Origin of the sequence: Rahnella inusitata, assembly GCF_965118895.1 — a bacterium.
Taxonomy (GTDB): Bacteria; Pseudomonadota; Gammaproteobacteria; order Enterobacterales; family Enterobacteriaceae; genus Rahnella; species Rahnella inusitata_A.
This window is the reverse complement of sequence record NZ_CBCPJJ010000002.1, coordinates 64,266-88,907: the sequence shown is the minus strand read 5'-3', so window position 1 is coordinate 88,907 and position 24,642 is coordinate 64,266. Positions and strand designations below refer to the sequence as shown.

At 51.8% G+C, this 24,642-nt stretch carries 23 protein-coding genes; 5 read left to right on the top strand and 18 right to left on the bottom strand.

From position 1 onward, the window contains the following. Positions 1-173: 173 nt before the first annotated feature. The 3 genes from pagP (ACMHLI_RS01955) to purL form a co-directional block, all read right to left on the bottom strand. Positions 174-785, bottom strand: coding sequence for a lipid IV(A) palmitoyltransferase PagP (pagP, locus tag ACMHLI_RS01955; RefSeq protein WP_413528032.1), 612 nt, complete (start codon positions 783-785; stop codon positions 174-176). 261 nt (positions 786-1,046) lie between these two features. Beyond that, positions 1,047-1,676, bottom strand: a complete 630-nt coding sequence (gene pagP, locus ACMHLI_RS01950; protein ID WP_413528031.1) for a lipid IV(A) palmitoyltransferase PagP — start codon at positions 1,674-1,676, stop codon at positions 1,047-1,049. A gap of 95 nt (positions 1,677-1,771) precedes the next feature. Then, positions 1,772-5,662 (bottom strand): phosphoribosylformylglycinamidine synthase, encoded by a 3,891-nt coding sequence (gene purL / locus ACMHLI_RS01945; RefSeq protein ID WP_413528030.1) that lies wholly within the window; start codon positions 5,660-5,662, stop codon positions 1,772-1,774. A gap of 278 nt (positions 5,663-5,940) precedes the next feature. Here purL and mltF point away from each other — a divergent pair, with 278 nt between their 5' ends. Next, complete coding sequence (gene mltF, locus ACMHLI_RS01940) at positions 5,941-7,401, top strand: membrane-bound lytic murein transglycosylase MltF (RefSeq protein ID WP_413528029.1); 1,461 nt, start codon at positions 5,941-5,943, stop codon at positions 7,399-7,401. A gap of 9 nt (positions 7,402-7,410) precedes the next feature. On the opposite strand, the gene tadA is transcribed toward mltF, so the two are convergent. Beyond that, positions 7,411-7,962 carry a tRNA adenosine(34) deaminase TadA gene (gene tadA / locus ACMHLI_RS01935; RefSeq protein ID WP_413528028.1) on the bottom strand — a complete coding sequence of 184 codons (552 nt, stop codon included), beginning with the start codon at positions 7,960-7,962 and terminating at the stop codon, positions 7,411-7,413. Between the two features lie 288 nt (positions 7,963-8,250). On the opposite strand from tadA, the gene yiaY reads away from it, so the two are divergent. Next, the gene (gene yiaY, locus ACMHLI_RS01930; protein WP_413528027.1) at positions 8,251-9,402 is read left to right on the top strand and encodes an L-threonine dehydrogenase; all 1,152 of its coding nucleotides are present in this window, start codon (positions 8,251-8,253) and stop codon (positions 9,400-9,402) included. A 107-nt stretch (positions 9,403-9,509) separates the two neighbouring features. Here the strand turns inward: yiaY and yfhb are convergent, their stop codons facing one another. The 3 genes from yfhb to murQ are packed head-to-tail and all read right to left on the bottom strand — an operon-like array spanning position 9,510 to position 12,439. Beyond that, entirely contained in the window at positions 9,510-10,148 is a 639-nt protein-coding gene (gene yfhb, locus ACMHLI_RS01925) for a phosphatidylglycerophosphatase C (RefSeq protein ID WP_413528026.1), read from the bottom strand. 4 nt (positions 10,149-10,152) lie between these two features. Then, entirely contained in the window at positions 10,153-11,517 is a 1,365-nt protein-coding gene (locus tag ACMHLI_RS01920) for a PTS transporter subunit EIIC (protein WP_413528287.1), read from the bottom strand. A 28-nt stretch (positions 11,518-11,545) separates the two neighbouring features. Further along, positions 11,546-12,439, bottom strand: coding sequence for an N-acetylmuramic acid 6-phosphate etherase (murQ, locus tag ACMHLI_RS01915; protein WP_413528286.1), 894 nt, complete (start codon positions 12,437-12,439; stop codon positions 11,546-11,548). Positions 12,440-12,593: 154 nt separating this feature from the next. Between murQ and ACMHLI_RS01910 the strand changes: the two genes are divergently transcribed. Then, positions 12,594-13,442 (top strand): MurR/RpiR family transcriptional regulator, encoded by an 849-nt coding sequence (locus ACMHLI_RS01910; protein ID WP_413528025.1) that lies wholly within the window; start codon positions 12,594-12,596, stop codon positions 13,440-13,442. A gap of 100 nt (positions 13,443-13,542) precedes the next feature. Further along, positions 13,543-13,797, top strand: a complete 255-nt coding sequence (locus ACMHLI_RS01905; protein WP_413528024.1) for a YfhL family 4Fe-4S dicluster ferredoxin — start codon at positions 13,543-13,545, stop codon at positions 13,795-13,797. 1 nt (position 13,798) lies between these two features. On the opposite strand, the gene acpS is transcribed toward ACMHLI_RS01905, so the two are convergent. The 7 genes from acpS to lepA form a co-directional block, all read right to left on the bottom strand. Next, the gene (acpS, locus tag ACMHLI_RS01900; RefSeq protein WP_413528023.1) at positions 13,799-14,179 is read right to left on the bottom strand and encodes a holo-ACP synthase; all 381 of its coding nucleotides are present in this window, start codon (positions 14,177-14,179) and stop codon (positions 13,799-13,801) included. Continuing rightward, positions 14,179-14,910 (bottom strand): pyridoxine 5'-phosphate synthase, encoded by a 732-nt coding sequence (pdxJ, locus tag ACMHLI_RS01895; protein WP_413528022.1) that lies wholly within the window; start codon positions 14,908-14,910, stop codon positions 14,179-14,181. Before pdxJ ends, acpS begins: the two co-directional genes overlap by 1 nt. Positions 14,911-15,014: 104 nt before the next feature. Beyond that, positions 15,015-15,752 carry a DNA repair protein RecO gene (gene recO, locus ACMHLI_RS01890; RefSeq protein WP_413528021.1) on the bottom strand — a complete coding sequence of 246 codons (738 nt, stop codon included), beginning with the start codon at positions 15,750-15,752 and terminating at the stop codon, positions 15,015-15,017. Positions 15,753-15,763: 11 nt separating this feature from the next. Beyond that, positions 15,764-16,669, bottom strand: coding sequence for a GTPase Era (gene era, locus ACMHLI_RS01885; protein ID WP_112164246.1), 906 nt, complete (start codon positions 16,667-16,669; stop codon positions 15,764-15,766). Beyond that, positions 16,666-17,346, bottom strand: coding sequence for a ribonuclease III (gene rnc / locus ACMHLI_RS01880; RefSeq protein WP_112164245.1), 681 nt, complete (start codon positions 17,344-17,346; stop codon positions 16,666-16,668). Before rnc ends, era begins: the two co-directional genes overlap by 4 nt. Before the next feature lie 273 nt (positions 17,347-17,619). Beyond that, positions 17,620-18,597, bottom strand: a complete 978-nt coding sequence (gene lepB / locus ACMHLI_RS01875) for a signal peptidase I (RefSeq protein WP_413528020.1) — start codon at positions 18,595-18,597, stop codon at positions 17,620-17,622. Positions 18,598-18,625: 28 nt separating this feature from the next. Beyond that, on the bottom strand, positions 18,626-20,428 hold the full coding sequence (gene lepA, locus ACMHLI_RS01870) for a translation elongation factor 4 (protein ID WP_112164243.1): 1,803 nt from the start codon (positions 20,426-20,428) through the stop codon (positions 18,626-18,628). Between the two features lie 420 nt (positions 20,429-20,848). On the opposite strand from lepA, the gene ACMHLI_RS01865 reads away from it, so the two are divergent. Continuing rightward, the gene (locus ACMHLI_RS01865; RefSeq protein ID WP_413528019.1) at positions 20,849-21,664 is read left to right on the top strand and encodes a DUF6585 family protein; all 816 of its coding nucleotides are present in this window, start codon (positions 20,849-20,851) and stop codon (positions 21,662-21,664) included. Between the two features lie 62 nt (positions 21,665-21,726). Here ACMHLI_RS01865 and rseC read toward each other — a convergent pair whose 3' ends face one another. The 4 genes from rseC to rpoE are packed head-to-tail and all read right to left on the bottom strand — an operon-like array spanning position 21,727 to position 24,432. Beyond that, entirely contained in the window at positions 21,727-22,209 is a 483-nt protein-coding gene (rseC, locus tag ACMHLI_RS01860; protein WP_413528018.1) for a SoxR-reducing system protein RseC, read from the bottom strand. Between the two features lie 16 nt (positions 22,210-22,225). Beyond that, positions 22,226-23,179, bottom strand: coding sequence for a sigma-E factor regulatory protein RseB (gene rseB, locus ACMHLI_RS01855; protein WP_413528017.1), 954 nt, complete (start codon positions 23,177-23,179; stop codon positions 22,226-22,228). Next, a complete protein-coding gene (rseA, locus tag ACMHLI_RS01850; RefSeq protein WP_413528016.1) occupies positions 23,179-23,826 on the bottom strand; it encodes an anti-sigma-E factor RseA in 648 nt (215 codons plus the stop codon). The genes rseB and rseA overlap by 1 nt, the downstream gene beginning before the upstream one ends. Positions 23,827-23,856: 30 nt before the next feature. Continuing rightward, positions 23,857-24,432: an RNA polymerase sigma factor RpoE gene (gene rpoE, locus ACMHLI_RS01845; protein ID WP_413528285.1), complete on the bottom strand. Its 576-nt coding sequence runs from the start codon at positions 24,430-24,432 to the stop codon at positions 23,857-23,859. Positions 24,433-24,642 lie beyond the last annotated feature (210 nt).

The window sequence follows — 24,642 nt, the reverse complement described above, 5'->3', positions numbered from 1 at the left end:
GAGTGATCCTCTTGATGAATAGTTTTGTAGATTCCCTGAAATAAAAAATCACCGCAGGATCCAACAGATTGATTCCTGCGATGAATTTCTAGCATAGTGGAATATTCACCAAAAGTGGGGGATCAGGTTCACAACCTGCGCCCGGGACTTTGTTCAGTCACAAAGAAACTGACTCAGAACTGATAACGCAGCCAGGCAAAGAACACGTTGCCATTATTATGGGTACCGGGAATATAGGTCGCCTGAAAAGTGAGTTTGTTATAGCCGACCGAAGCCAGCGGTAATACGATCGGAATAGGAATATATTTATAGTCATCGCGCGCGGTGACCGCCGCCGTATACCCTAAACCTAAACGAAAATCTTTATCATTGATTGGCTGCCATATTTTTTCCCAGCCATACCCCCCGATCGGTTGCCACTTATTATGTGAGTCTTTAAACGCCATAAAATAGATGCCGTTCCAGTTTCCCTTCTCATCATATCGGGAAACACCATAACCTCCGCCCCACGGACGCTCGTTATATCTGTCAGTTTTTTCTTTATCATAAGTCAGGCGGTTGTGCCAGGTTATGACCGGCAGATAGATATCCTGCGAATCAGAATCGTTCCAGGTATCGGACACGTTCTCTTTGAAAGAATCCCATATCCCCGGAAAAATGGACTCCGTGCCATCTTTATTGGGGGTGCTCATCGGATCCAGTCCGCTGGTGGTTGCCCAGACAGGCGAACTCAAACATAACGTTAATACCACTACCCAACAACCTAATACTTTATTGATTAGCATTTTCACAATAACTCCCTGCATTGAGGTAGTATCATAAACAAAGCTTGGCTCAATAAAGTAAACGTAGGTATAACGAAAAAACCTCGCCACAGTTAATTTAATGAATTTACAGCATTTAAATTCTGTATTATCAGAATTATCCTTAAATGATTTAGTTTTTGTTTATACAACTCCCACCCGAACCTTCCATAACACTCAGAACATTCGCAAAGATGCTGCGGGAATTATCTTATTATTTAACTAAAGTAATTAAATTAATTATCAAAACTGAAAACGGAACCAACCAAAGAGAACGTTACCTTTGCTGTTGGTGCCTGGAACGTAGGTTGCCTGGAACGTCAACCGGGAATAGCCTGCTGAAACCAGAGGCAAGACCATCGGGAAAGGAACGTAATCATAATTATCACGCGCCGATACGGCAGTAATATACCCTGCACCTAATCGGAATTCTTTATCATTCAGCGGTTGCCATATTTTTTCATAACCATAACCGGCAACAGGTTCCCATTTATTAAAGGAGTCTTTAAATGCCATAGCATAAAGCGCATGCCAGTTTCCTTTTTCGTCATAGCGAGAAACGCCGTAACCACCACCCCAGGGATGTTCATTATATCCATCGATTTGTTTTTTACTGTGGGTATGGCGATTGTGGCGTGTTAATACGGGCAGAAAGAGATCCTGATGCTGTGGCGCATTCCAGGTTTCCGCAATATTATGTTTATATGCAGGCCATAAACTTTCGTTATTCCCTTGTTCTGAAACTGTTTTAGCTTGAGGAACAATAACACTATCTTCAGCTTGCGCTGTGTTAGCACCAATTAGGGAAAGAGCAAAAACAGAAAATGAGAGTACCGCGTGAATATGCACGAAATTTATATTTTTCATTGGCATGAGCGCCCTGTTGAATTGACCGGGGCATCATATAACGTAAAAAAATCCGCAGGCTTTCGCGCTGCGGATTTTTATTACTGTCGCTATTTTATAACTCAGCCCAGCTGTTTACGCGCATTACGGAACATGCGCATCCACGGGCTGTCTTCGCCCCACTCTTCCGGGTGCCACGAGTTGCTGACGGTGCGGAAGACACGCTCAGGGTGCGGCATCATTACGGTGACCCGACCTGAAAGGTTAGTGACCGCAGTAATGCCGTTCGGTGAACCGTTCGGGTTCGCCGGATAGTTTTCCGTTACCTGACCGTGGTTATCCACAAAGCGTAGCGCCACCAGATTGCTGTGCTCGATCTGTGCCAGATGCGCAGCGTCCCGCACTTCCACATGGCCTTCACCGTGTGAAACCGCAATTGGCATACGTGAACCTGCCATACCCTGCATGAACATCGACGGGCTGGCGGTCACTTCGACCAGACTGAAGCGCGCTTCAAAGCGGTCAGACAGGTTGCGCACGAAGCGCGGCCAGTGTTCTGCGCCCGGAATCAGCTCTTTCAGGTTAGACATCATCTGACAGCCGTTACACACACCCAGCGCCAGCGTTTGCGGGCGATGGAAGAACTCCGCGAACTCTTCACGCACGCGCTCATTGAACAGGACAGACTTCGCCCAGCCTTCTCCTGCGCCCAGCACGTCACCGTAAGAGAACCCGCCGCACGCCACCAGCGTGTGGAAATCCTGCAAATCACGGCGACCGGCCAGCAGATCACTCATGTGGACGTCTACCGCGTCGAAACCTACACGGTGGAAGGCGGCTGCCATTTCCACGTGAGAGTTCACGCCCTGCTCACGCAGCACAGCGACTTTTGGCCGTGCACCTTTCGCGATGTAAGGCGCGGCAACGTCTTCATCAGGTGCGAACGTCAGTTTGACGTTCAGACCCGGATCGAGATCATTGGTTTTCGCCTGATGTTCCTGATCGGCACATTCGGGGTTATCACGCAGACGCTGCATCTGCCAGGTGGTTTCCGCCCACCAGGTACGCAAGGTGGTGCGACTTTCGCTGTACACCGGCTTGTCGCCATGAGTGATGATGAAACGGTCGCCGGTTTCCACTGTGCCGAGATAATGTGTGCAATCCGCCAGACCAAACTTCGCCAGCGTCTGCTCAACGGCATCACGGTCCTGTGCGCGAACCTGAATCACCGCACCCAGTTCTTCATTGAACAGTGCAGCCAGAGCGTCATTGCCGAGTGCAGCGATATCAGCCGTCAGGCCGCAATGACCAGCAAAGGCCATTTCTGCCAGCGTGACCAGCAAACCGCCGTCGGAACGGTCATGATAAGCCAGCAGTTTCTGCTCAGCGACCAGCGCCTGCATCGCGTTGAAGAAGCCCCCGAGCTGTTCTGCACTGCGTACGTCAGCAGGAGTGTTACCCAATTGACGATAAACCTGTGCCAGCGCCGTTGCACCCAGGGCATTATGACCGGCCCCCAGATCCACCAGCAGCAGCGCGGTGTCGCCTTTATCGGTGCGCAGTTGTGGTGTCACGGTATGACGCACGTCTTCGACACGGGCAAACGCGGTGATTACCAGAGACAGCGGTGACGTCATCTCGCGTTGTTCGTTGCCTTCCTGCCAGCGGGTTTTCATCGACATAGAGTCTTTGCCCACAGGAATGGTGATACCCAGCGCCGGACAAAGCTCCTCGCCTACGGCTTTCACCGCCGCGTACAGACCGGCATCTTCGCCCGGATGACCGGCCGCTGACATCCAGTTCGCAGAAAGCTTCACGCGCTTGAGGCTGCCGATTTCCACCGCCGCAATGTTGGTCAGCGCTTCGCCGACGGCCATGCGCCCGGAAGCAGCAAAGTCCAGCAGCGCAATCGGGGCACGTTCACCCAGAGACATCGCTTCGCCATAATAGCTGTCGAGGCTGGCGGTGGTGACGGCGCAGTCAGCGACAGGGATCTGCCACGGGCCGACCATCTGATCACGCGCAACCATGCCGGTAACCGTACGGTCGCCGATCGTGATCAGGAAGGTTTTCTCTGCCACCGCAGGCAGATGCATAACGCGGTTTACGGCCTCAGCAATCTGAATATTTTCCGCGTTAAGGTCATCGCCGCTCGCTTTCAGCGTCGTGACGTCACGGGTCATTTTCGGCGTTTTGCCAAGCAGAACGTCCAGCGGCATATCGATCGGCTGGTTGTCGAAATGGCTGTCTTCCAGAGACAAATGCATTTCTTCTGTCGCTTCGCCGATCACGGCGTAAGGCGCGCGCTCGCGTTTACAGATGGCATCGAACTGTTCGAGCTGAGCAGGTGCAACCGCCATCACGTAACGTTCCTGGGATTCGTTACACCAGACTTCCAGCGGGCTCATGCCCGGCTCGTCGTTGAGGATATCGCGCAACTGGAAGCGGCCGCCGCGGTTGCCGTCGCTTACCAGTTCCGGCATGGCATTGGATAAGCCGCCGGCGCCAACGTCATGGATAAACAGAATAGGGTTGGCTTCACCGAGCTGCCAGCAGCGATCGATGACTTCCTGGCAGCGGCGTTCCATTTCCGGGTTATCGCGCTGTACGGAAGCAAAATCCAGATCCGCATCAGACTGGCCAGAGGCCATAGAAGAAGCCGCACCGCCGCCCAGACCGATATTCATCGCCGGACCGCCGAGGACAATCAGCTTCGCGCCAACGGTGATTTCGCCTTTCTGTACGTGATCGGCCCGGATGTTACCGATACCGCCCGCCAGCATGATCGGTTTGTGGTAACCACGCAGCTCAGGACCATTGTGGCTGTTGACGTTTTCTTCGTAAGTGCGGAAGTAGCCTAACAGCGCCGGGCGACCAAATTCGTTGTTGAACGCTGCGCCGCCCAACGGACCGTCGGTCATGATATCGAGCGCGGTAACAATGCGATCCGGCTTGCCGAAATCTTCTTCCCACGGCTGTTCAAAGCCCGGAATACGCAGGTTGGAAACCGAGAAACCGACCAGACCGGCTTTAGGTTTTGCACCGCGACCGGTTGCACCTTCGTCACGGATTTCACCGCCGGAGCCCGTTGCCGCGCCCGGCCACGGAGAAATCGCCGTCGGGTGATTATGGGTTTCGACCTTCATCAGGATATGCGCCTGCTCCTGATGGAAATCGTACAGACCGTCTTTCGCATCGGCGTAAAAACGACCGACCTGCGAACCTTCCATCACGGCAGCGTTATCTTTATACGCAGAAAGCACGTAGTCCGGCGTCTGTTCGAAGGTATTCTTGATCATCTTAAACAGGGATTTCGGCTGCGTTTCACCGTCGATCACCCAGTCTGCGTTGAAGATTTTGTGGCGGCAGTGTTCAGAGTTAGCCTGCGCGAACATATAGAGTTCGATGTCAGTCGGGTTGCGCCCCAACGACGTAAAGGCTTCCATCAGATAGTCAATTTCATCCTGCGCCAGCGCCAGACCCAGTTTGGTGTTGGCGCTTTCCAGCGCGCTGCGGCCTTCGCCAAGAATATCGACATGCTGCACTGGCGCGGGCTGATGCTGCGCGAACAAGGCGCTGGCGTCTTCGAGCTTACCGAAGAGAGTTTCCATCATCCGGTCATGCAGCAATGCGCCCAGATGCGTCCACTGCGCTTCGGTCAGCTGCGGTGCCTGTACGTAAAATGCCAGACCGCGTTCAAGACGCAGCACCTGAGATAAACCGCAGTTGTGCGCGATGTCAGTGGCTTTGGAAGACCACGGAGAAATGGTGCCGGGACGTGGAGTGACCAGCAGTAAGCGGCCAGTTGGAGCGTGTTCAGCGAGAGAAGGACCGTATTTCAGGAGGCGTTGTAACTTGGTTTGTTCGTCCGAACTCAGCGGTGCGCTGACATCGGCAAAGTGTACATATTCGGCGTAGACATCGCTGACCGGAAGGTGGGCATCCTGACAGCGGGACAACAATTTGTTAATGCGAAAAGCCGACAAAGCGGGCGAACCACGCAGTATTTCCATAATCACAGATCTCTCGTCTTCGAAGACACTGACCACAGTGCTTCATTGGGCGCAACAGGGGGAAAACGCGGCCTATTATAAAGAAAGCCATCGCCCGACGAAACCGTTTGCGCAGGGAATATTGATATTCATTTATAGACTTACAATTTGTGCGGATATTATGAATAAAGTTGCAGACTGCCGTTTTGTTGAGCAAAATGCGTCAGCACTGGGGATATAACCATACTAACTGCACAGCATATCGTAAAAAAACAAGAGCGCCGCAGCGAGATAACTATTTGACGCGACTAAAAATTAACTATGTCCTGATGGGGATTGCCGCCCTGTTGCTGGCGCTGGCCTTATGGCCTGCCGTGCCATGGCACAGGGGTGAAGGCGACCAGTTGGATCAAATAAAATCCCGTGGAGAATTGCGCGTCAGCACGCTCAATTCTCCACTGACTTTTATGGACTCCCCGGAAGGTAATCTCGGCTTCGATTACGAGCTGGCGAAACGCTTTGCAGATTATCTGGGCGTGACGCTGGTCGTCTCTCAGCACACTACCGTAGACGCCATGTTCAGTGAACTGGACCACGATAAAGCCGACATGCTGGCTTCGGGTCTGGTGTACAACAATGAACGGCTGAAAAACTACCGGGCCGGGCCTGAATACTATTCCATCTCGCAGCAGCTGGTTTACCGGCAGGGTGCCGCGCGCCCGAAAAGCTTCGCCGACATTAAAGGCACGCTGATGGTTTCCGCCGGCACCGCGCACATCCCGACGCTCGAAGCCGCTGGCAAAAAATTCCCTAACCTGACGTGGAGCACCACCGACAAGATGTCGCCGCGCGACCTGCTGCAACAGGTAGAAAACGGCAAGCTGGATTACACTCTGGGCGATTCCGTGACTATTGCACTGATGCAGCGCGTATATCCGCGTCTGGCCGTTGCTTTCGACGTTACCGAAGATGAACCCGTCACCTGGTATTACCGCAAGCAGCCGGACGATGACAGCCTCTCCGCCGCCATGCTGGATTTTTTTAGCCAGATTGCCGACGACGGTACGCTGGAGAAACTCGAGGAAAAATATCTCGGCCACGTAGGCGACTTCGATTACGTCGATACCCGCACCTTCCTCAATGCCATCGACAAAACGCTGCCGGATCTGCAGCCGCTGTTTGAGAAGTACGCGCAGGACATCGACTGGCGGTTGCTGGCTGCGATTGCTTATCAGGAATCACACTGGGATCCGCAGGCTAAATCACCCACCGGCGTGCGCGGCGTGATGATGCTAACCCGTGCAACAGCTTCAGGGCTGGACGTGGATGACAGGACCGATGCAGAGCAAAGTATTCGCGGCGGTGCGCTCTATCTTTCAAGGCTGATGGAAAAGATGCCGGAAAGCATTCCGCAGGATGAGAAAATCTGGTTTGCCCTTGCCGCCTATAACATGGGTTACGGCCACATGCTGGATGCCCGTAAGCTGACGGCGCAGCAGAAAGCCAATCCCGACAGCTGGGCTGATGTAAAACAGCGGTTGCCGATGCTGAATCAAAAACGCTATATCGGCCGTACTACCTACGGCTATGCGCGCGGAACACAGGCGTATAACTACGTGGAAAACATCCGCCGCTATCAGCTCAGTCTGGTGGGGTATCTGGTGGAAAGAGATAAACAACAGGCACAGCAGGCGGCGTTGCAAGCTCAGTTAGGCCAGGGCTATCCGGTGGTGGATGCGAAGGAAGCGCTGGCGGAGTAAACGTGCAGATTATTCTTCCGGCGATGCGCCACTTTCAGCAACACGCTGCGCCAGCCGCAGCGCTTTTTTCTGACTGCGTCGATAACGGAAGAAAGCGCTCAGCTGTTCCGAACAGGCATCGGCCAGTATGCCGGACGTAATTTCTACCTGATGATTCATGCCCGGATGGCGCAGCACATCGAGCAGGGAACCGGCAGCCCCGGTTTTGGCGTCTGCCGCGCCATACACTACGCGGCGGATCCGGCTATGGATCATCGCGCCCGCGCACATCACACAAGGCTCCAGCGTGACATACAGCGTAGCGTCGATCAGGCGATAGTTTTGCACGACGTTGCCTCCCTGCCGCAGCGCCATAATTTCGGCATGTGCAGTGGGATCATGATGGCCGATGGAACGGTTCCAGCCTTCGCCAATGACCTGATTATCTAAAACCAGCACGGCACCCACAGGCACTTCACCTTCATCCTGTGCTTTAAGGGCCAGATTCATGGCATGGTGCATCCAGAACTCATCATCTTTTACTTCTGCCAACTCAACGTCTGCCACTTCAACCTCAATCATTTTTAACCGGCCGTCATTATACCTTTCTTCCGGATACGCGCCCACGACAGGAGAACGTACTCAAGAAAACTATTCATATTATTAATTGAACAGTTTACCTCATCGGTATTTATCAATGAATTCATCTCCCTTAAATCAAAGCCAATCGCAATAACCTTTCAATTCATAATGGTAATTTATTTATTGTTTTTAAATTCAAAAATTATTGTGGTAGATCAAATGATGTTACCGGTAACAATCATAAGCTTTATTTGTACCTACTAAGAATTAACTATAAGGATATACATTATGACTACCGCAACGTTCTTCATCCCATCTGTCAACGTGATTGGTTCAGGCGCACTCAACGATGCAGCGTCTGCCATCGCGCAGCACGGTTTCCACCACGCCCTGATCGTTACCGATAAAGTGCTGTTCGATATCGGCGTCGTAAAACAGGTTCAGGAATTACTGGCGCAAAGCGATGTGCAAAGCAGCGTCTACCACGGAACACATCCCAACCCGACCACCCGCAATGTGCGTGAAGGTTTGGAAATTCTGCAACGTGATGCCTGTGACTGCGTGATTTCCCTCGGCGGTGGTTCACCGCACGACTGCGCAAAAGGGATAGCATTGCTCGCCACTAACGGTGGCGACATCAAAGATTACGAAGGCGTTGACCGTTCTGCTAAACCACAGTTGCCGCTGATCTCCATTAACACCACCGCCGGTACGGCATCCGAAATGACCCGCTTTTGCATCATCACGGATGAAGCACGCCATATCAAAATGGCCATCGTCGATAAGAATGTGACACCGCTGATGTCCGTCAACGATCCACATCTGATGGCAGGTATGCCAAAAGGGCTGACAGCGGCAACCGGTATGGACGCACTGACGCACGCGATTGAAGCCTATGTTTCCAGCGCCGCGAATCCGATCACCGATGCCTGTGCGCTGAAAGCGGTCACCATGATTGCCGATTCGCTGCGCACCGCCGTCAACGAAGGCGCCAACATGCAGGCGCGCGAAAACATGGCCTACGCGCAGTTCCTGGCGGGGATGGCGTTTAATAACGCCTCCCTCGGGTATGTTCACGCGATGGCGCACCAGCTGGGCGGTTTCTATAATCTGCCGCACGGCGTCTGTAATGCGGTGCTGCTGCCTTTCGTGCAGGAATATAATGCCCGCGTGGCCAGCCCGCGCCTGAAAGACGTCGCTGCCGCGATGCACATTGATGTCGCTGGCATGACGGACGAGCAAGGTGCCAAAGCCTGTATCGATGCGATCCGCCAGCTGGCACGCGACGTCGGCATTCCGGCCGGACTGCGTGATTTGAACGTGAAAGAGGAAGATTTCAGTACGCTGGCGACCAACGCACTTAACGATGCCTGTGCGCTGACTAACCCGATTCAGGGCACACATCAGGACATTGTTGAGATTTTCAAAGCGGCAATGTAACCCCTCTCAGGAAAATTTCTTAACCCTGACGGGGCGTCAGGCAATAGAAAAACAGATAAGGCCGGAAATCCGGCCTTATCTGTTTATGAGGCGCAGAACCGGAAACGTCATTCCAGTTGCTGTAGCTCACCTTGTTTGCTGACGCGAAAACGATGCTCGCAAAAATACAGTAATGGGTTGTCCTGTTTGCTGTCGCTGTAACCGCTGTACAGTTTCAGCGGCGAACCGATGCGGCTTTCCAGTTGCACCACTTTCTCTTCGCCCAGACAACGCAGTGGTAAAACCCAGCCACCTTTAGCCCGTTTAATCCGGCTGCCTACCAGTTTCACCTGCGGTAAAAACAGCGATTCGTGATAGACCTGCTTCACCAGATTTTCCGGCGATCCGGTAATCAGCCAGACTTCGGTATCATCGCTGTCGAGATACTCCCGCAAACGGCGCTGCACCACCGGGAATTCCACCACTTTCTGGCGGAACGCATTCACAAACTGCAACTCCAGCGCCTTGAGTCGCGCCTCGCTGTGCCCGAAGGTGATCGCCCAAAGCAAAAGGCTCATCGGCCAGCGGGTCGCACGCCCCTGAAAGAATAATCCCAGCCCAATCAGTGGCAGCAAAGGCACCACCAGAATCAGATTTTGCGGCATACGCCAAAGCAGGAAGCGTAAGAAGGATCCAAACATGTCCTGCTGATGCAGCGTGCCGTCAAGATCAAAAAATACTACCCGTCGGTCAGGCTTCGTAGTCAATCCGTTACTCCTCGGGATCGTTGAACCCCATCATCCAGGTAAATATAAAACCAGCTAATACCGTAATGACTAAACCTGCCAGATACAACATCACTTTGCCGGAAACAATGGTCAGCGCCAGCGGCAATCCTGAAATACCAAAAGTGATCACCGTCGCGACTTTCCAGTAACAGATTAGCGCACCGCCGACGGCTCCGCCCAGACATGCGCCGATAAAAGGTCGCCCAAGTGGCAATGTCACGCCAAATATCAGCGGCTCACCGATGCCCAAAATGCCGACCGGCAAGGCGCCTTTAATCACTTTTTTCAACCGGGCATTGCGGGTTTTCATATAGACCGCAATCGCCGCGCCCACCTGCCCTACGCCGGCCATCGCCAGGATCGGCAATAATGGATTGGAACCGTGCGCCTGAATCAGCTCGACGTGGATCGGCACCAGCCCCTGATGTAAACCTGAGAGCACCAGCGGCAGAAACGCCCCAGCTAAAATAGCGCCGACCAGCAAACCACCTTTGTCGATGGCGATATTCACGCCGTGCGCGATACCGTCAGATATAATTCCGCCAAGCGGTTGCAGGATAATGATCGCCAGCGTTGCGGTAATCAGCGTGGTGATCAGCGGATTGAGGATAAGCTCAACGGATTCCGGCAACCACTGCCGCAGGCGTTTTTCCAGCCAGCACATCAGCGCAACCACCAGCAACACGGCAATCACGCCGCCACGGCCGGGTTGAAGTGTTTCCCCGAATAAGGTGATTTGCGCCAGCGCCGGGCTCGATAGGATCCCTGCCATCACGCCACCCATCGCCTGAGAACCACCGAAAACCCGCGCAGCATTCACACCGACCAGAATATTCATGATGGCAAACACCGCACCGCCGAATACCGCCAGCAGCCCGAGAATATTCGGATAATCTGTCGCAATCGAACCGGCAATATCAGGCCGTTTAAGCAGATTGATGATGCCCATGATCAGGCCTGAGGCGATAAATGCCGGAATAAGCGGGATAAAGATATCTGCGAGTTTGCGCAGCGCCCCGCTCATTGGGGCGGAATATTTGGCTTTCGCATCGGCTTTGTTGCGTGCGATGTCGCTTTCACCGGAGCCCGTGCGCACCGGGCTGAGCTGTAACCGCATGGCATCCACAACTTTTGCCGCCGCACCCGGACCGACAATAAACTGATGCTGCTCGCCCTGCTTAAGATAGCCCTTGATACCTTCCAGCGTGTTCAGGCTGGCCAGATCCAGAAGCCCATCGTCGTACACTTCCACGCGTACGCGGGTCATGCAGTTTTCCAGCTTACTGATATTTGCTTCACCACCCACACCCTGCAAGATCTTCGAAGCCAGCAGGTGAGTTTTGTTCATCGCCGTCGCCATGCTTATCCCCTTTGCTTTAATACGCCAGAGCTGCGCGCAGGAATCCATTGTGTTTTGTCAGGCGCGCAATGGCCTGCTGCGCATCGATTCCCGCCAGTAACATCAGAATCGCCGGTTTCACTTCGAATTCGGTTTCTGACAAAGCTTGTTCAGCGGCTTCCCGCGCAGCTCCAGTGGCTTCCACTACAATGCGACAGGCGCGATCGACCAGCTTAACGTTGGTCGCTTTCACATCCACCATCAGGTTCTGATAAACCTTGCCGGTTTTGACCATCGCGCCGGTTGAAATCATATTCAGCACCAGCTTCTGCGCCGTGCCGGATTTCAGACGAGTGGAACCGGTCAGCGCTTCCGGACCGACGACCGGTGAAATCGCGACACTGGCTTCACGGGCAATCGGCGAATCCGGGTTACAGGAAATCGCAACGGTGGCACAACCGAGCTGCGTAGCGTAACGCAGCGCACCAATGACATAAGGTGTCCGCCCGCTGGCAGCAAGACCTACTACCGTATCTTTGTCAGTCAGACTGAGATTTTTTAAATCTTCAATGCCCAGCGATTCGTTGTCTTCCGCGCCTTCTACCGCTTTAAGCATCGCACCCGGCCCACCGGCAATCAGGCCGATGACCATAGTGTGTGGGACGCCAAACGTTGGAGGACATTCTGATGCATCCAGCACGCCCAGACGGCCACTGGTTCCTGCGCCGAGATAAATCAGGCGACCTCCGGCTTTAAATGAGGCAGCCGCTTTGTCGACAGCCAGGGCGATTTCCGGCAGCACCTTATTGATAGCCTCCGGCACCTTGCGGTCTTCATGGTTAAAGCAGGTCACCAGATCCAGCGTGGACATTTCATCCAGATTCATCGTATCCGGGTTGCGGCTTTCTGAAACCAGAGCACCTAAGTTCATCGTAAGGTTCATTACACACTCCTGAATTTTTAATTCAAAATAATTGCACAATACTTGAATATTTTATTCATCAATGCGAGGAATATTTGCTACTTTAAAGAACATAATCAGTAAAACGTGATGTCGGTATTTTGAGGAACGGGGAAAACCCAGCATGAGTTGTATGATTCGGATCCGCCAGCTCTACCCAAGGCTGGCACAAAATGACCGCAAGCTGGCCGATTTCTTACTGGATCAGCCGGATAAAGCACGCCATCTTAGCTCGCAAAAACTGGCGGAAATGGCAGGCGTCAGCCAGTCGGGCGTCGTAAAGTTCGCACAGAAATTAGGATATAAAGGTTTTCCTGCACTGAAACTGGCGATGAGCGAATCGCTGGCCTCCCCGAAAAATAATGCGCCTGTGACGGTGCACAATCAGATCCTCAGCACGGACAGTTTGCATGTGGTCGGGGAGAAATTGCTGGCAGAAAAACAGGCGGCATTGCGCGCTACGCTGGATATCAACGGTGAACCCCGGTTAAAAATTGGCTTATCCATGCTGACCGATGCCAGAAAAATTGTGTTGACGGGCATCGGGGCATCCGGTCTGGTGGCGAGGGATCTGGCATATAAGTTGCTAAAAATCGGCGTGACTGCCATCGCCGAATCCGACACTCACGTGCTTATCGCCACCATGCAGGCGCTGTCTAAAAAGGATTTGCTGCTGGCGATTTCATCGAGCGGTGAACGCAGTGAAATCAATCTGGCAGCGCGGGTCGCACGAGAGAGCGGTGCGAAAGTACTGGCGATCACCGGTTTTACACCCAATACGCTGCAACAGCAGGCTGACCACTGTCTCTATACCGTCGCGGAATTACCGGCCACGCGTGGTGCAGCGCTCTCGGCAACCACCGCGCAATATTCACTGACCGATCTCCTGTTTGTTGCACTGGTTCAGCAGGATACAGAACATGCGCCGGAGCGGATCCGCCACAGCGAAGAATTAGTAAAAAAGCTGATTTGATCAGGATCAGTTCAGGCGTGGAAAGGCGCTGGCGCGGAAACTATGCCAGCGCAATTCTGGTATACTGCGCGCCCTGATTATTGAAGATACGAGAGATGTTATGGCCCTGCTGATCACACACAAATGCATTAACTGCGATATGTGCGAACCGGAGTGCCCGAATCAGGCGATCTCGATGGGCAATGAGATTTACGAAATTGACAGCGATCGCTGTACGGAATGTGTCGGCCATTACGACAAGCCGACCTGCCAGAGCGTCTGCCCGATCGACAACACGATCATCATTAATCCGCAACACACCGAATCCAACGAGCAGCTCTGGGACAAATTCGTCGTACTGCATCACACCGTGTAATTCAATTTTCGATAATCACCGTGGCGCACGCGTAACGTCGCTCATCGGCCAGCGTCACATGGACGTGTTTCACGCCCAGCTCCGCCGCCATTTCTGCGGCACGGGCGTGAAATATCAGCCCCGGTTTTCCCAGCACGTCGTTCACCACTTCAAACTGTTCAAACGCCAGCCCGTTGCGGATTCCCGTGCCCAGCGCTTTCGCCGCGGCTTCTTTCACCGCAAAACGCTTTGCCAGAAAGCGAACCGGCTGCTGATGCTGCTGGTAGACAGCCCATTCATTGGCGCACAAGATACGTTTTGCCAGCCGGTCGCCGCTGCGTTCAATCACTGCTTCGATACGGGTTATCTCAACGATATCCGTACCTAAACCTAAAATACTCATTAACGGCGTGCTTCCCGCATCAGGTTTTTCATTTCACGTACGGCACCCGATAAGCCATCGATCACGGCCTGACCAATGATTGCGTGGCCAATGTTTAGCTCGTGCATCTCCGGCATCGCTGCGATCGGCTGTACGTTGTGGTAAGTCAGCCCGTGACCGGCATTCACTTTCAACCCTTTGCCCGCGGCATAAGCGGCACCTTGTTTAATACGCTGAAGCTCGGCCTGGCGCTCAAGGTCAGTTTTCGCTTCGGCATACGCACCGGTATGAATTTCGATATAAGGCGCACCCACGGCAACGGCAGCGTCTATCTGGCGCAGATCTGCATCGATAAACAGGGAAACCAGAATACCCGCTTCACTAAGACGGGAGACGGCAACGGTCATTTTGTCGATCTGCCCGGCAACGTCGAGTCCGCCTTCGGTGGTGACTTCTTCACGCTTTTCCGGCACCAGGCAGCAGAAATGCGGCAGAACTTCACAGGCAATGCCGACCATTTCATCGGTCACCGCCATTTCGAGATTCATGCGGGTCTGGATGGTCTGACGCAGAAGACGGACATCACGATCGGTGATATGGCGACGGTCTTCGCGCAGGTGAACGGTGATCCCGTCAGCTCCCGCCTGTTCAGCGATAAACGCCGCCTGAACAGGATCAGGGTAAGCCGTACCGCGTGCATTACGCAGTGTCGCGACATGATCAATGTTAACGCCTAACAGCAACTCAGCCATAACAGCTCCAGATTTAAGAATGGATTGATTTAAGAGTGGATCAAAAAAGCCAATTTCCGCAGTTTACACCCTAGGGTACGGTGGCGTGTAGTCTGGGGAAAAAATTAGCTGTCAGAATTGTCAGAAGGTGCGACAGGCTTTTTGACCTGAAACTGGCGGAACAGCTCACGGCTTTTCAGCGGTTTACCGCCGAGATAGGGCTTGAGCGCAATACGGGTAAAACGTTTGGCGGCGCGCAGAGTGGCTACGTCGGGGAAATCACGGCTGGCCAACGCTTTCAAATCTTTACCGGTAAAGCTTGAGTTGTCGATCACCAGACTGGCGATAAACCCTTTCTCTTCGCGATAACGATAGGTCATGGTGTCACTGACTTCTTCGCCACTGCCCGCACAATGCAAAAAATCCACGCCGTAGCCCAGATGATGCAGCAGTGCGAGTTCAAACTGACGCAGCGCATATTCCGGAGAGCCGGTCGCCCCCGCGAGGTTTTGCAGACAATTGAGATAATCGAAGAATAACGAGGAGTAGTTGGCTTCCTGTTCAAGCACGCGGGAAACCAGTTCGTTAACGTACAGGCCGCTGTAAAGCATCAAACCGGAGAGAGGAAGAGCCAGAGAAACCGGCTCAGCGTTACGCAGGGTTTTCACTTCTCCCCGCCCGCTCCAGCGAACCAGTAAAGGCGTAAAAGGCTGCAAGCAGCCTTTCAGATTGGACCGGCGGCCACGCGCACCTTTAGCCAGTATGCGCACCCGCCCTTGTCCTTCAGTGAAAAGATCCAGCATGAGACTGGTTTCACTGTAAGGTCGCCCATGCAATACAAATGCGCGTTGCCAGCCTTCCATAGGCGCGGACCTTATAAGTCGTCTGTATAACCCAGACTGCGCAGCGCACGTTCATCGTCTGCCCAACCGGATTTGACCTTAACCCACAATTCAAGATGAACCTTCGCTTCAAACATGTTTTCCATGTCCTGACGAGATTCGATACCGATCGTCTTGATTTTTGAGCCTTTGTTACCGATAACCATTTTCTTCTGGCCTTCACGTTCTACCAGAATCAGGCCATTGATATCGTAACCGCCACGTTCATTACTCACAAATCGCTCGATTTCTACGGTCACGGAGTAAGGCAGTTCTTCGCCCAGGAAACGCATCAGTTTTTCACGGATGATTTCAGAGGCCATAAAACGCTGTGAGCGGTCAGTAATGTAGTCTTCAGGGAAATGATGAATCGCTTCCGGCAGACGCTTACGCACGATGCTGGCGATGGTATCTACGTTAATACGTTTTTCGGCAGACATTGGCACGATATCGATAAAGTTCATCTGTTCGCTGAGGAACTGCAAGTGTGGCAACAACTTCGATTTGTCAGTGACATTATCGATTTTGTTGATAGCCAGCAGAACAGGCGCCTTAATGTCGCGCAATTTATTCACGACCATTTCGTCGTCCGGCGTCCAGTGGGTGCCTTCAACCACGAAAATAACCAGTTCCACATCACCGATCGAACTGCTTGCTGCACGGTTCATCAGGCGGTTGATCGCCCGCTTTTCTTCCATGTGCAGCCCTGGGGTGTCCACGTAAATCGCCTGATAAGGGCCTTCTGTATGGATACCCATAATACGGTGACGTGTTGTTTGCGGTTTACGCGAAGTAATGGAGATCTTCTGCCCCAATAATTCGTTCAGCAAGGTTGATTTACCGACGTTAGGACGGCCAACGATTGCTACAAAACCACAGTAATTCTTTTCTTCGCTCATTCAAGCTCCAGCTGTATCAGCGCTTGTTCCGCTGCCGCCTGCTCGGCTTTTCTGCGGCTTGACCCGGTTCCTACAACCGGCTGATTCAAGCCACTGACCTGGCAGTGGATGGTAAACTCTTGGTCGTGTGCTTCACCGCGAACCTGCACAACCAGATAAGAAGGCAACGGCAGATGACGACCTTGCAAAAACTCCTGTAAACGGGTTTTTGGGTCTTTCTGCTTATCACCGGGACTGATTTCGTCTAAACGACTACGGTACCAATCGAGAATCAGCTTTTCGACGTTCTGGATATCACTGTCCAGGAATACGCCGCCAATGAGTGCCTCCACCGTATCCGCAAGAATTGACTCACGGCGGAAACCACCACTTTTTAATTCGCCCGGCCCTAAACGCAAGCATTCACCAAGATCGAATTCACGTGCCATTTCAGCTAACGTATTTCCGCGCACCAGCGTGGCACGCATGCGACTCATATCGCCCTCGTCTACCCGAGGAAAACGTTGGTACAGTGCGTTAGCAATCACATAACTAAGAATGGAATCACCCAGGAACTCTAAACGCTCATTGTGTTTACTGCTTGCGCTGCGGTGAGTCAGTGCCTGCAATAAAAGCTCCTGCTGTTGAAAAGTGTAGCCCAGCTTCCGCTGAAGCCTGTTTATTACGATGGGATTCATGAGTTACCAATAGATCAAGAATGCGTCAAAAACTTCAGCATACGGAACAGGCCTGCTTCGCCCTAAGCCAATCCAAAGCTGTTTCGTTTGCAGTGGCTCTCTCAGTGCATTTTCAATATGAAATAAAAATCCGAAGAGCCAACTTTTATCGCCCGAAGGGTTATTCTACAACGTGTGGATATTTAATGCTGCGCTAATATGCCCGTCATTATTGAAGTTGCAGGGGCTTTCACCTCCTGCAACTCGAATTATTCCGGGCAGCAATAGCAAGAATTAATGTATTCCACCGATACGGCTTAATCGAACACCGGTAGGCCATTCACCTTCTTGTTTTTTAAAGCTCATCCAGATGGCAGAAGCTTTACCCACTAAGTTCTTTTCTGGCACAAAGCCCCAATAGCGGCTATCTGCACTGTTGTCACGGTTATCGCCCATCATGAAGTAATGGCCGGCCGGAACAACCCAGGTGCCCATCGGCTGGCCCGGTTGCTGATAATAAGCCCCTAGCTGGTCACGCGCGCCGGGCACGGTCAGAATGTGGTGCGTTACATTGCCCAGCGTTTCATTGAACTGAACCAAACGGACGCCATCCTGAGGGACATTCTCCGTTGGCGGGGTTTCAAAAAATCCGCTGCTTGCTTCCCCACCGGAGGCCTGAGCGAAGGTCTGAACGAAATCACTGGCAGCGCCGGCGTCATAAGTCACGGCCAGCGCGGTATTACAATTACTGCCGCTTTTGCAGGCGGGCTGAATGGTGACTCGCTTACTGAAAGGATCGTAAGTCACCCGGTCGCCCGGTAAGCCCACAAGGCGTTTAATATAATCCACTTTTGGATTCAGCGGATATTTGAACACCACGACATCACCGCGTTTCGGCTCGCCCGTTTCGATAAGTTTAGTCTGAGTAATGGGATCTTTCAGACCGTAGGCATATTTTTCTACCACGATGAAATCGCCGATTAACAGCGTTGGCATCATGGAGCCTGACGGGATCTGGAAAGGTTCATAAATGAATGAACGCACCACAAACACGACTAACAAGACCGGGAATACCGAAGCACAGGTTTCTACCCAACCCGGCTGCTTCGCCACTTTGTTCAGCGTGGTATCGTCTACGGCACCACCCGTTTCGGCCTTGATTTTGGCAATTTTAGCCCGGCGAGCGGGTGCAAGCTTGAAACGATCAAGGCACCAGATAATCCCTGAAACCAGCGTTGCAATCGCCAGAACCAGGGCAAACATGTTAGCCATGCATACTCCCTACAACTCAATTAAGGATTTATTTATTGCCGTCTTTACCCACATGGAGAATGGCCAGGAACGCTTCCTGAGGCAACTCAACGTTACCCACTTGCTTCATGCGTTTCTTACCATCTTTCTGCTTCTGCAACAGTTTCTTCTTACGACTGACGTCACCGCCGTAGCACTTAGCTAAAACGTTTTTACGTAACTGTTTCACAGTGGAACGGGCAATGATATGTGCACCAATCGCCGCCTGAATAGCAATGTCGAACTGCTGACGCGGGATCAACTCCTGCATCTTCTCAACCAGTTGACGCCCACGACCTTGCGAGTTGCCACGGTGAGTGATCAGCGCCAGGGCATCCACGCGTTCGCCGTTGATTAGAACATCAACGCGTACCATGTCAGAAGCCTGGAAACGTTTGAAATTGTAATCAAGTGAAGCATAACCACGGGAAGTTGATTTCAGACGGTCAAAGAAATCGAGAACCACTTCTGCCATGGGGATTTCGTAGGTCAGTGCAACCTGGTTACCGTGGTAAACCATATTCGTCTGTACGCCACGTTTCTCAATACAGAGTGTAATAACGCTACCCAGATATTCCTGAGGCATCAGCATATGACACTCAGCGATAGGTTCGCGTAATTCCAGAATATTATTCAGCGCTGGCAGCTTAGACGGGCTATCAACGTAGATGATTTCGTTACCGGTAGTCACCACTTCATAAACAACTGTTGGTGCAGTGGTAATCAGGTCAAGATCGTATTCGCGCTCCAGACGTTCCTGAATGATTTCCATATGCAGCAGGCCGAGGAAGCCAATGCGGAAACCGAAGCCCAGTGCGGTTGAACTTTCTGGTTCGTAGAACAACGACGCATCGTTCAGGCTGAGTTTACCCAGCGCATCGCGGAAGTTTTCGTAATCGTCGGAGCTGACAGGGAACAGACCGGCGTAAACTTGTGGTTTCACTTTCTTGAAACCAGGCAGAACTTTATCCGCAGGATTACGTTGCAGCGTCAGGGTGTCACCCACCGGTGCGCCCAGAATGTCTTTTATCGCACAGACCAGCCAGCCTACTTCACCGCAGTTCAGAATATCTTTATCAACGCGTTTCGGCGTAAAGATACCCAGACGATCGGCGTTATAAACCTGTCCGGTACTCATCACTTTAATCTTGTCGCCCTTCTTCATGGTACCGTTTTTGATACGGACCAGAGACACAACGCCCAGGTAGTTATCGAACCATGAGTCGATGATAAGCGCCTGCAGAGGGGCATCCGGATCGCCTTCGGGTGGCGGAACATCGCGCACCAGACGTTCCAGAACTTCCGGAACACCGACGCCGGTTTTCGCAGAGCAACGCACCGCATCTGTCGCGTCGATACCGACGATGTCTTCGATTTCCTGCGCTGCGCGATCGGGATCAGCGGCGGGTAAGTCGATTTTATTGAGAACCGGTACGACTTCCAGATTCATTTCCATCGCAGTGTAGCAGTTAGCCAGAGTCTGAGCCTCTACGCCCTGCCCCGCATCCACGACCAGCAATGCGCCTTCGCAAGCAGCCAGTGAACGGGAAACTTCATAGGAGAAGTCAACGTGCCCGGGAGTATCGATAAAGTTCAGATGATAAACTTGCCCATCCTTCGCTTTGTAATCGAGAGTTACGCTCTGAGCTTTGATGGTAATGCCGCGTTCGCGCTCAAGATCCATCGAGTCGAGGACCTGTGATTCCATTTCACGGTCGGACAATCCACCGCAAATTTGAATAATACGGTCGGACAGCGTCGACTTACCGTGGTCAATGTGGGCAATAATGGAGAAATTTCGTATATGCTTCATTATAAAAGTTTTTCTGCCTTGGTATTTCTGGATCATTCGCCATGAACATGCAGCGACGGTTTGTAGGTTGGCTGTCTTTCGCCTAAGTGGCAGCATTCTACATGTCAGCACCGTGAAAACCTAGTCTCGACATCCCTTTACTCCACATTATGCGTGCTTTCCTGAAAGCCAGAACGGACATTTACGTCAGTTATCCACGCCACCTTCTGCCAGCAGATACTTTGACATGTTCCGGGCCTAAGATTATCGACATTCATCGGCCTTTACTGCTTTAGGAAAATCCCCATATACAAAAACCACGATCTGTTCTTAATATATTGTTATAAAAAGAAAATCTGATTCCAAAAATAACAATTTCAATCTCCATTCTTCCTTAAGCTTTTTTATATTTTAACTCAATCCGGTCACAAGGTTATCAACATGATCAATGAAGGGCGGCTGCTCAGTCAGCATGGCTTTGCCAAAGCCAACTCGTGGATCACACTGGTCCTGTCAATTCTCTTACTGGTCGCAGGGGCAATACAACTCGCCTTTCTGCTGACCGTTGATCACCCGGCAAACAGCCTCTATAGCGTGTTTTTTACGGCACTCTTGAGCATTGCTTTGGGTGTTGTCCTGATGTTTTTGAGACGCCTGATCCGGCCTCATCAGATCTATCAGTTACATGAAAATGGCATTTTAGTGATAAGCCAGGAAGACAAAAAAAGCAGATTCATTCCGTTTGAAAGGATCATGGATATATATCGTTTCAGGACAGGGAAATATTCACGGCGGATTTTAAATACCATGTTATTTCGTGAAGAGAATAGCCGAACCTGGCACCATATCACGCCAAACATCGCTAACTCTGAACGATTAATTGAGATCATAAAAACTGAGCAACTGATGTTTCGTGGCCCGTGGGCACTCAATACCCTGGCCCAGGGCGGTGACATTCACTTCACCAGCACGACGCATGCTCGCTGTGGCCTGAAACATTTCTTCAATAGTAAGCTCATGATGAATGAGAAAAAGATAAGACTGAGCGCGCTGGCGCTCACGCCCGACCAAGGTAAAATCGTGCCGGTAGAGGATATTCAGTTTATCAGCGGAGGCAGCAACAGCCCGCTGGTCAGATTGCTTGATAAACATGGCAGAATTTTATTCTCCGTTCCGTATACATCGCTTTCCAGCGCCGATCTTTTTATTGCGCTGATTGAGCATATGATTCAGAACCGAATACCGGTCAGACATTAGAATGGGCAGGATGACAAGGACGTAATTAAAAGCCGATATCTCTCAGAGATAGCGGCTTAATATCAGGAAGGAAGGTTCGGTTCTGACTCAACAGAATACCGGAATGCATTTGGTGGTAAGCCCACCTGCAAGACGACAGGCTGATAACCAGACTGACCATCAACTTTCGTCGCCAGCGCTTTGGCGATAAAAAAGCCCAGCCCGCCCCCCAGCACCGCACCGACTACCGCATAAACATCTGCTTTCAACAGCGCCTGTAGCAGACCACCGCCAAGGATCACGCCAAACAGCGGCGTCATATAAACCAAAAATGCCGAACGTAGCAGGCTTCCTTCAGAAATCCCCAATTCGACTTTTTGTCCCGGCTCAAGACGCTCAGAAATGTTTACCTGCAGATTATGCTCGGTTTGCGTCCCCAGTTTATTGAGTACGCGGGCACCACATCCTGAACGTGAATGGCAGCTGCTGCATCCCGCCTGCGTTTCACAACGCAGTGATGCGACACCATCTTGCCACGAGACCACGGTGGCCCATTCCTTCATCATGTGATTGCCCTCAAATTTATTTTGCAGAGAACACGATGCTGTCAGCGATACGCTTGGCCGTGGAAGGCGGCAATTCGCCGACGACAGTAATTTCATTGCCATTACGTATTTCTGTTTGCACCGTTCTGCGCCCCTGCCTGATCAACTGCTCAGATGGGCCGTTAGTTGTTGCAGTGACGTTGACTGAGAAACTGAACAATCCGTCGGTATATAACCGTGATTCTATCGTAACGGGCATATTTGGCAACGTTCTGCGACTGCTGGCCACTTCAGTGATACCTGCCGGAAGCCATTTCACCTGCCAGGTGAACTTCACCTGCTCGGAAGCCGGTAAGGAAAGTACAGGAGGAAGATTGGCCTTTTCGAGGTCGGCCAGTGAGCTGATGACTTCTTTATCAACGTCATTAAAACCAATCACCCGGAATTGCTCCAGCGTCTCACCATCGCGATCCAACAAATCAACGCGCATTGGCAATTTGGTCTCTTCATCCACCCAAATCACATAGCTGAAACGCGTGCCATCGCGTGAAACCACACGAATCACCTGGCTCAAACGGTCAGCTGCACGCGCTCGACCAACGGCAATAAAGTCGTAATACTTTGAGAGCAGGGAGAAATCACTGAAGACAATTGAGGGCAACGAATCAACGATGTGATCGCCATCCAGCGTGAAGGGTTGCAGGCCGGTTTCAAAGTAACTGATGTCTTTTCCACGCTGGACAATTTCACGGCGCGGACCGTCCATCAGAACCAGCTGTGCCAGCGAGGTTCGGTTAGAGATAGCATGACGATAGCGATAGGAATCAATCCCTTGCTTCGTGATGTTGATAAAACCCATTTCATAATTCAGCGACTGACTGGCTTTGCCCATATCCTGTAATAACGCCTCGGTAGATATCTCTGCCGAGGCGATACCTGAATAAAGCAGGTTGCCTGTCGCTAAACAAACGGCAAACCAAATTTGCTTCATTACTGCGTTTGCGTTCCTAAAGACTGAGTACCAGGGACCTGAACAGCGGCTTGTTGTGGCGTAACAGGTTCAAGTTGAAGCTGCTCGGAGTGCAAGCGGCGCTGCAATTCGTAATCCTGCAACATCGCATTGATACGCTTACGTTGTTCCTGCACGTTCTGCTGCCCGTTGGCGGTATTACCCTCGCTCGGTACGCCGAAGCTAACCGGAGAAGCTTTACCCATCATTGGCAGAGTATTGAACGCCGGTGTTTCTGGTGAATCACCAGAGGCATCAGGCTGATTGTAGTGCTGAACACCGACAATCACCGCCAGCGATACACAGGCTGCAACACCGACCTGAGTCAGCTGGCTTGCCCAAGGGCGAACCTTCTGCCAGAACGGCATTTTTTGCCAGGTATGAGGCTGAGGTTGCGATTCGGTAGCAGACCCAGGAACCAGTTTAACCGGCTCGTTTGCCAGCGCAGCGGCCACACGATCTGCGATATCCAGATGCACCACATTCCCAATATCACCACGCAAGGTATCGCGGATCAAATGATAACTCTGCCAGTTTTGCTGAAGCGCAGGATCTGTTGATAAGGAACTTAACAGTTCGTTATCAATGGCTTCACCATCCATCAGAGCGGAAAGCTTTTCTTTCTGCATGCCTAAGTACCCTTCCTGTGTCCGTCATCTCTAACGCTGGATGAGCGGTTGAACTTTATTATCAATTGCTTCCCGGGCACGGAAAATTCGGGATCTCACCGTACCCACCGGACAGTCCATGATGGTCGCTATCTCTTCGTAGCTTAATCCATCCAGCTCCCTCAGAGTGATCGCCATGCGAAGATCTTCCGGGAGTGCTTCAATAGTACGGAAAACTATTTGCCGTAACTCTTCTGACAACATCAAGTTCTCAGGGTTCGATATTTCTTTCAGAGCGCCGCCACTTTCAAAATTCTCGGCTTCGTTTGCATCCACATCAATGGAGGGTGGACGCCTGCCCTGTGCAACTAAATAATTTTTCGCCGTATTGACTGCAATACGATACAACCAGGTATAAAAAGCGCTGTCGCCACGGAATGAATCCAGTGCGCGATAGGCTTTAATGAAAGATTCCTGAACCACATCAGGCACATCGCCCTGTGGCACATAGCGGGATACAAGGCTCGCTACCTTATGCTGGTATCGGATAACCAGTAAATTGAACGATTTTTGATCACCCTTCTGGACCCGCTCAACCAGAACCTGATCGGCTAACTGCTCGCTCATCCGAGGTAAAATCTCCCCAAAACTATCTCCGCGCATAAAGTAGTACTGCCAGCTTTCATCATTATATTCCTGAGCAAGTACAGCTTGGAGTTCACATGGAACATTAAGTTCCACATCGCCATTGTTTTTTCTATTGAAGTCTCATGCCCGTGGCTTTTGCACGGAGGTTTAGGCTAACATGAATTTCCCTCTTCTTCTGCAAACATCATA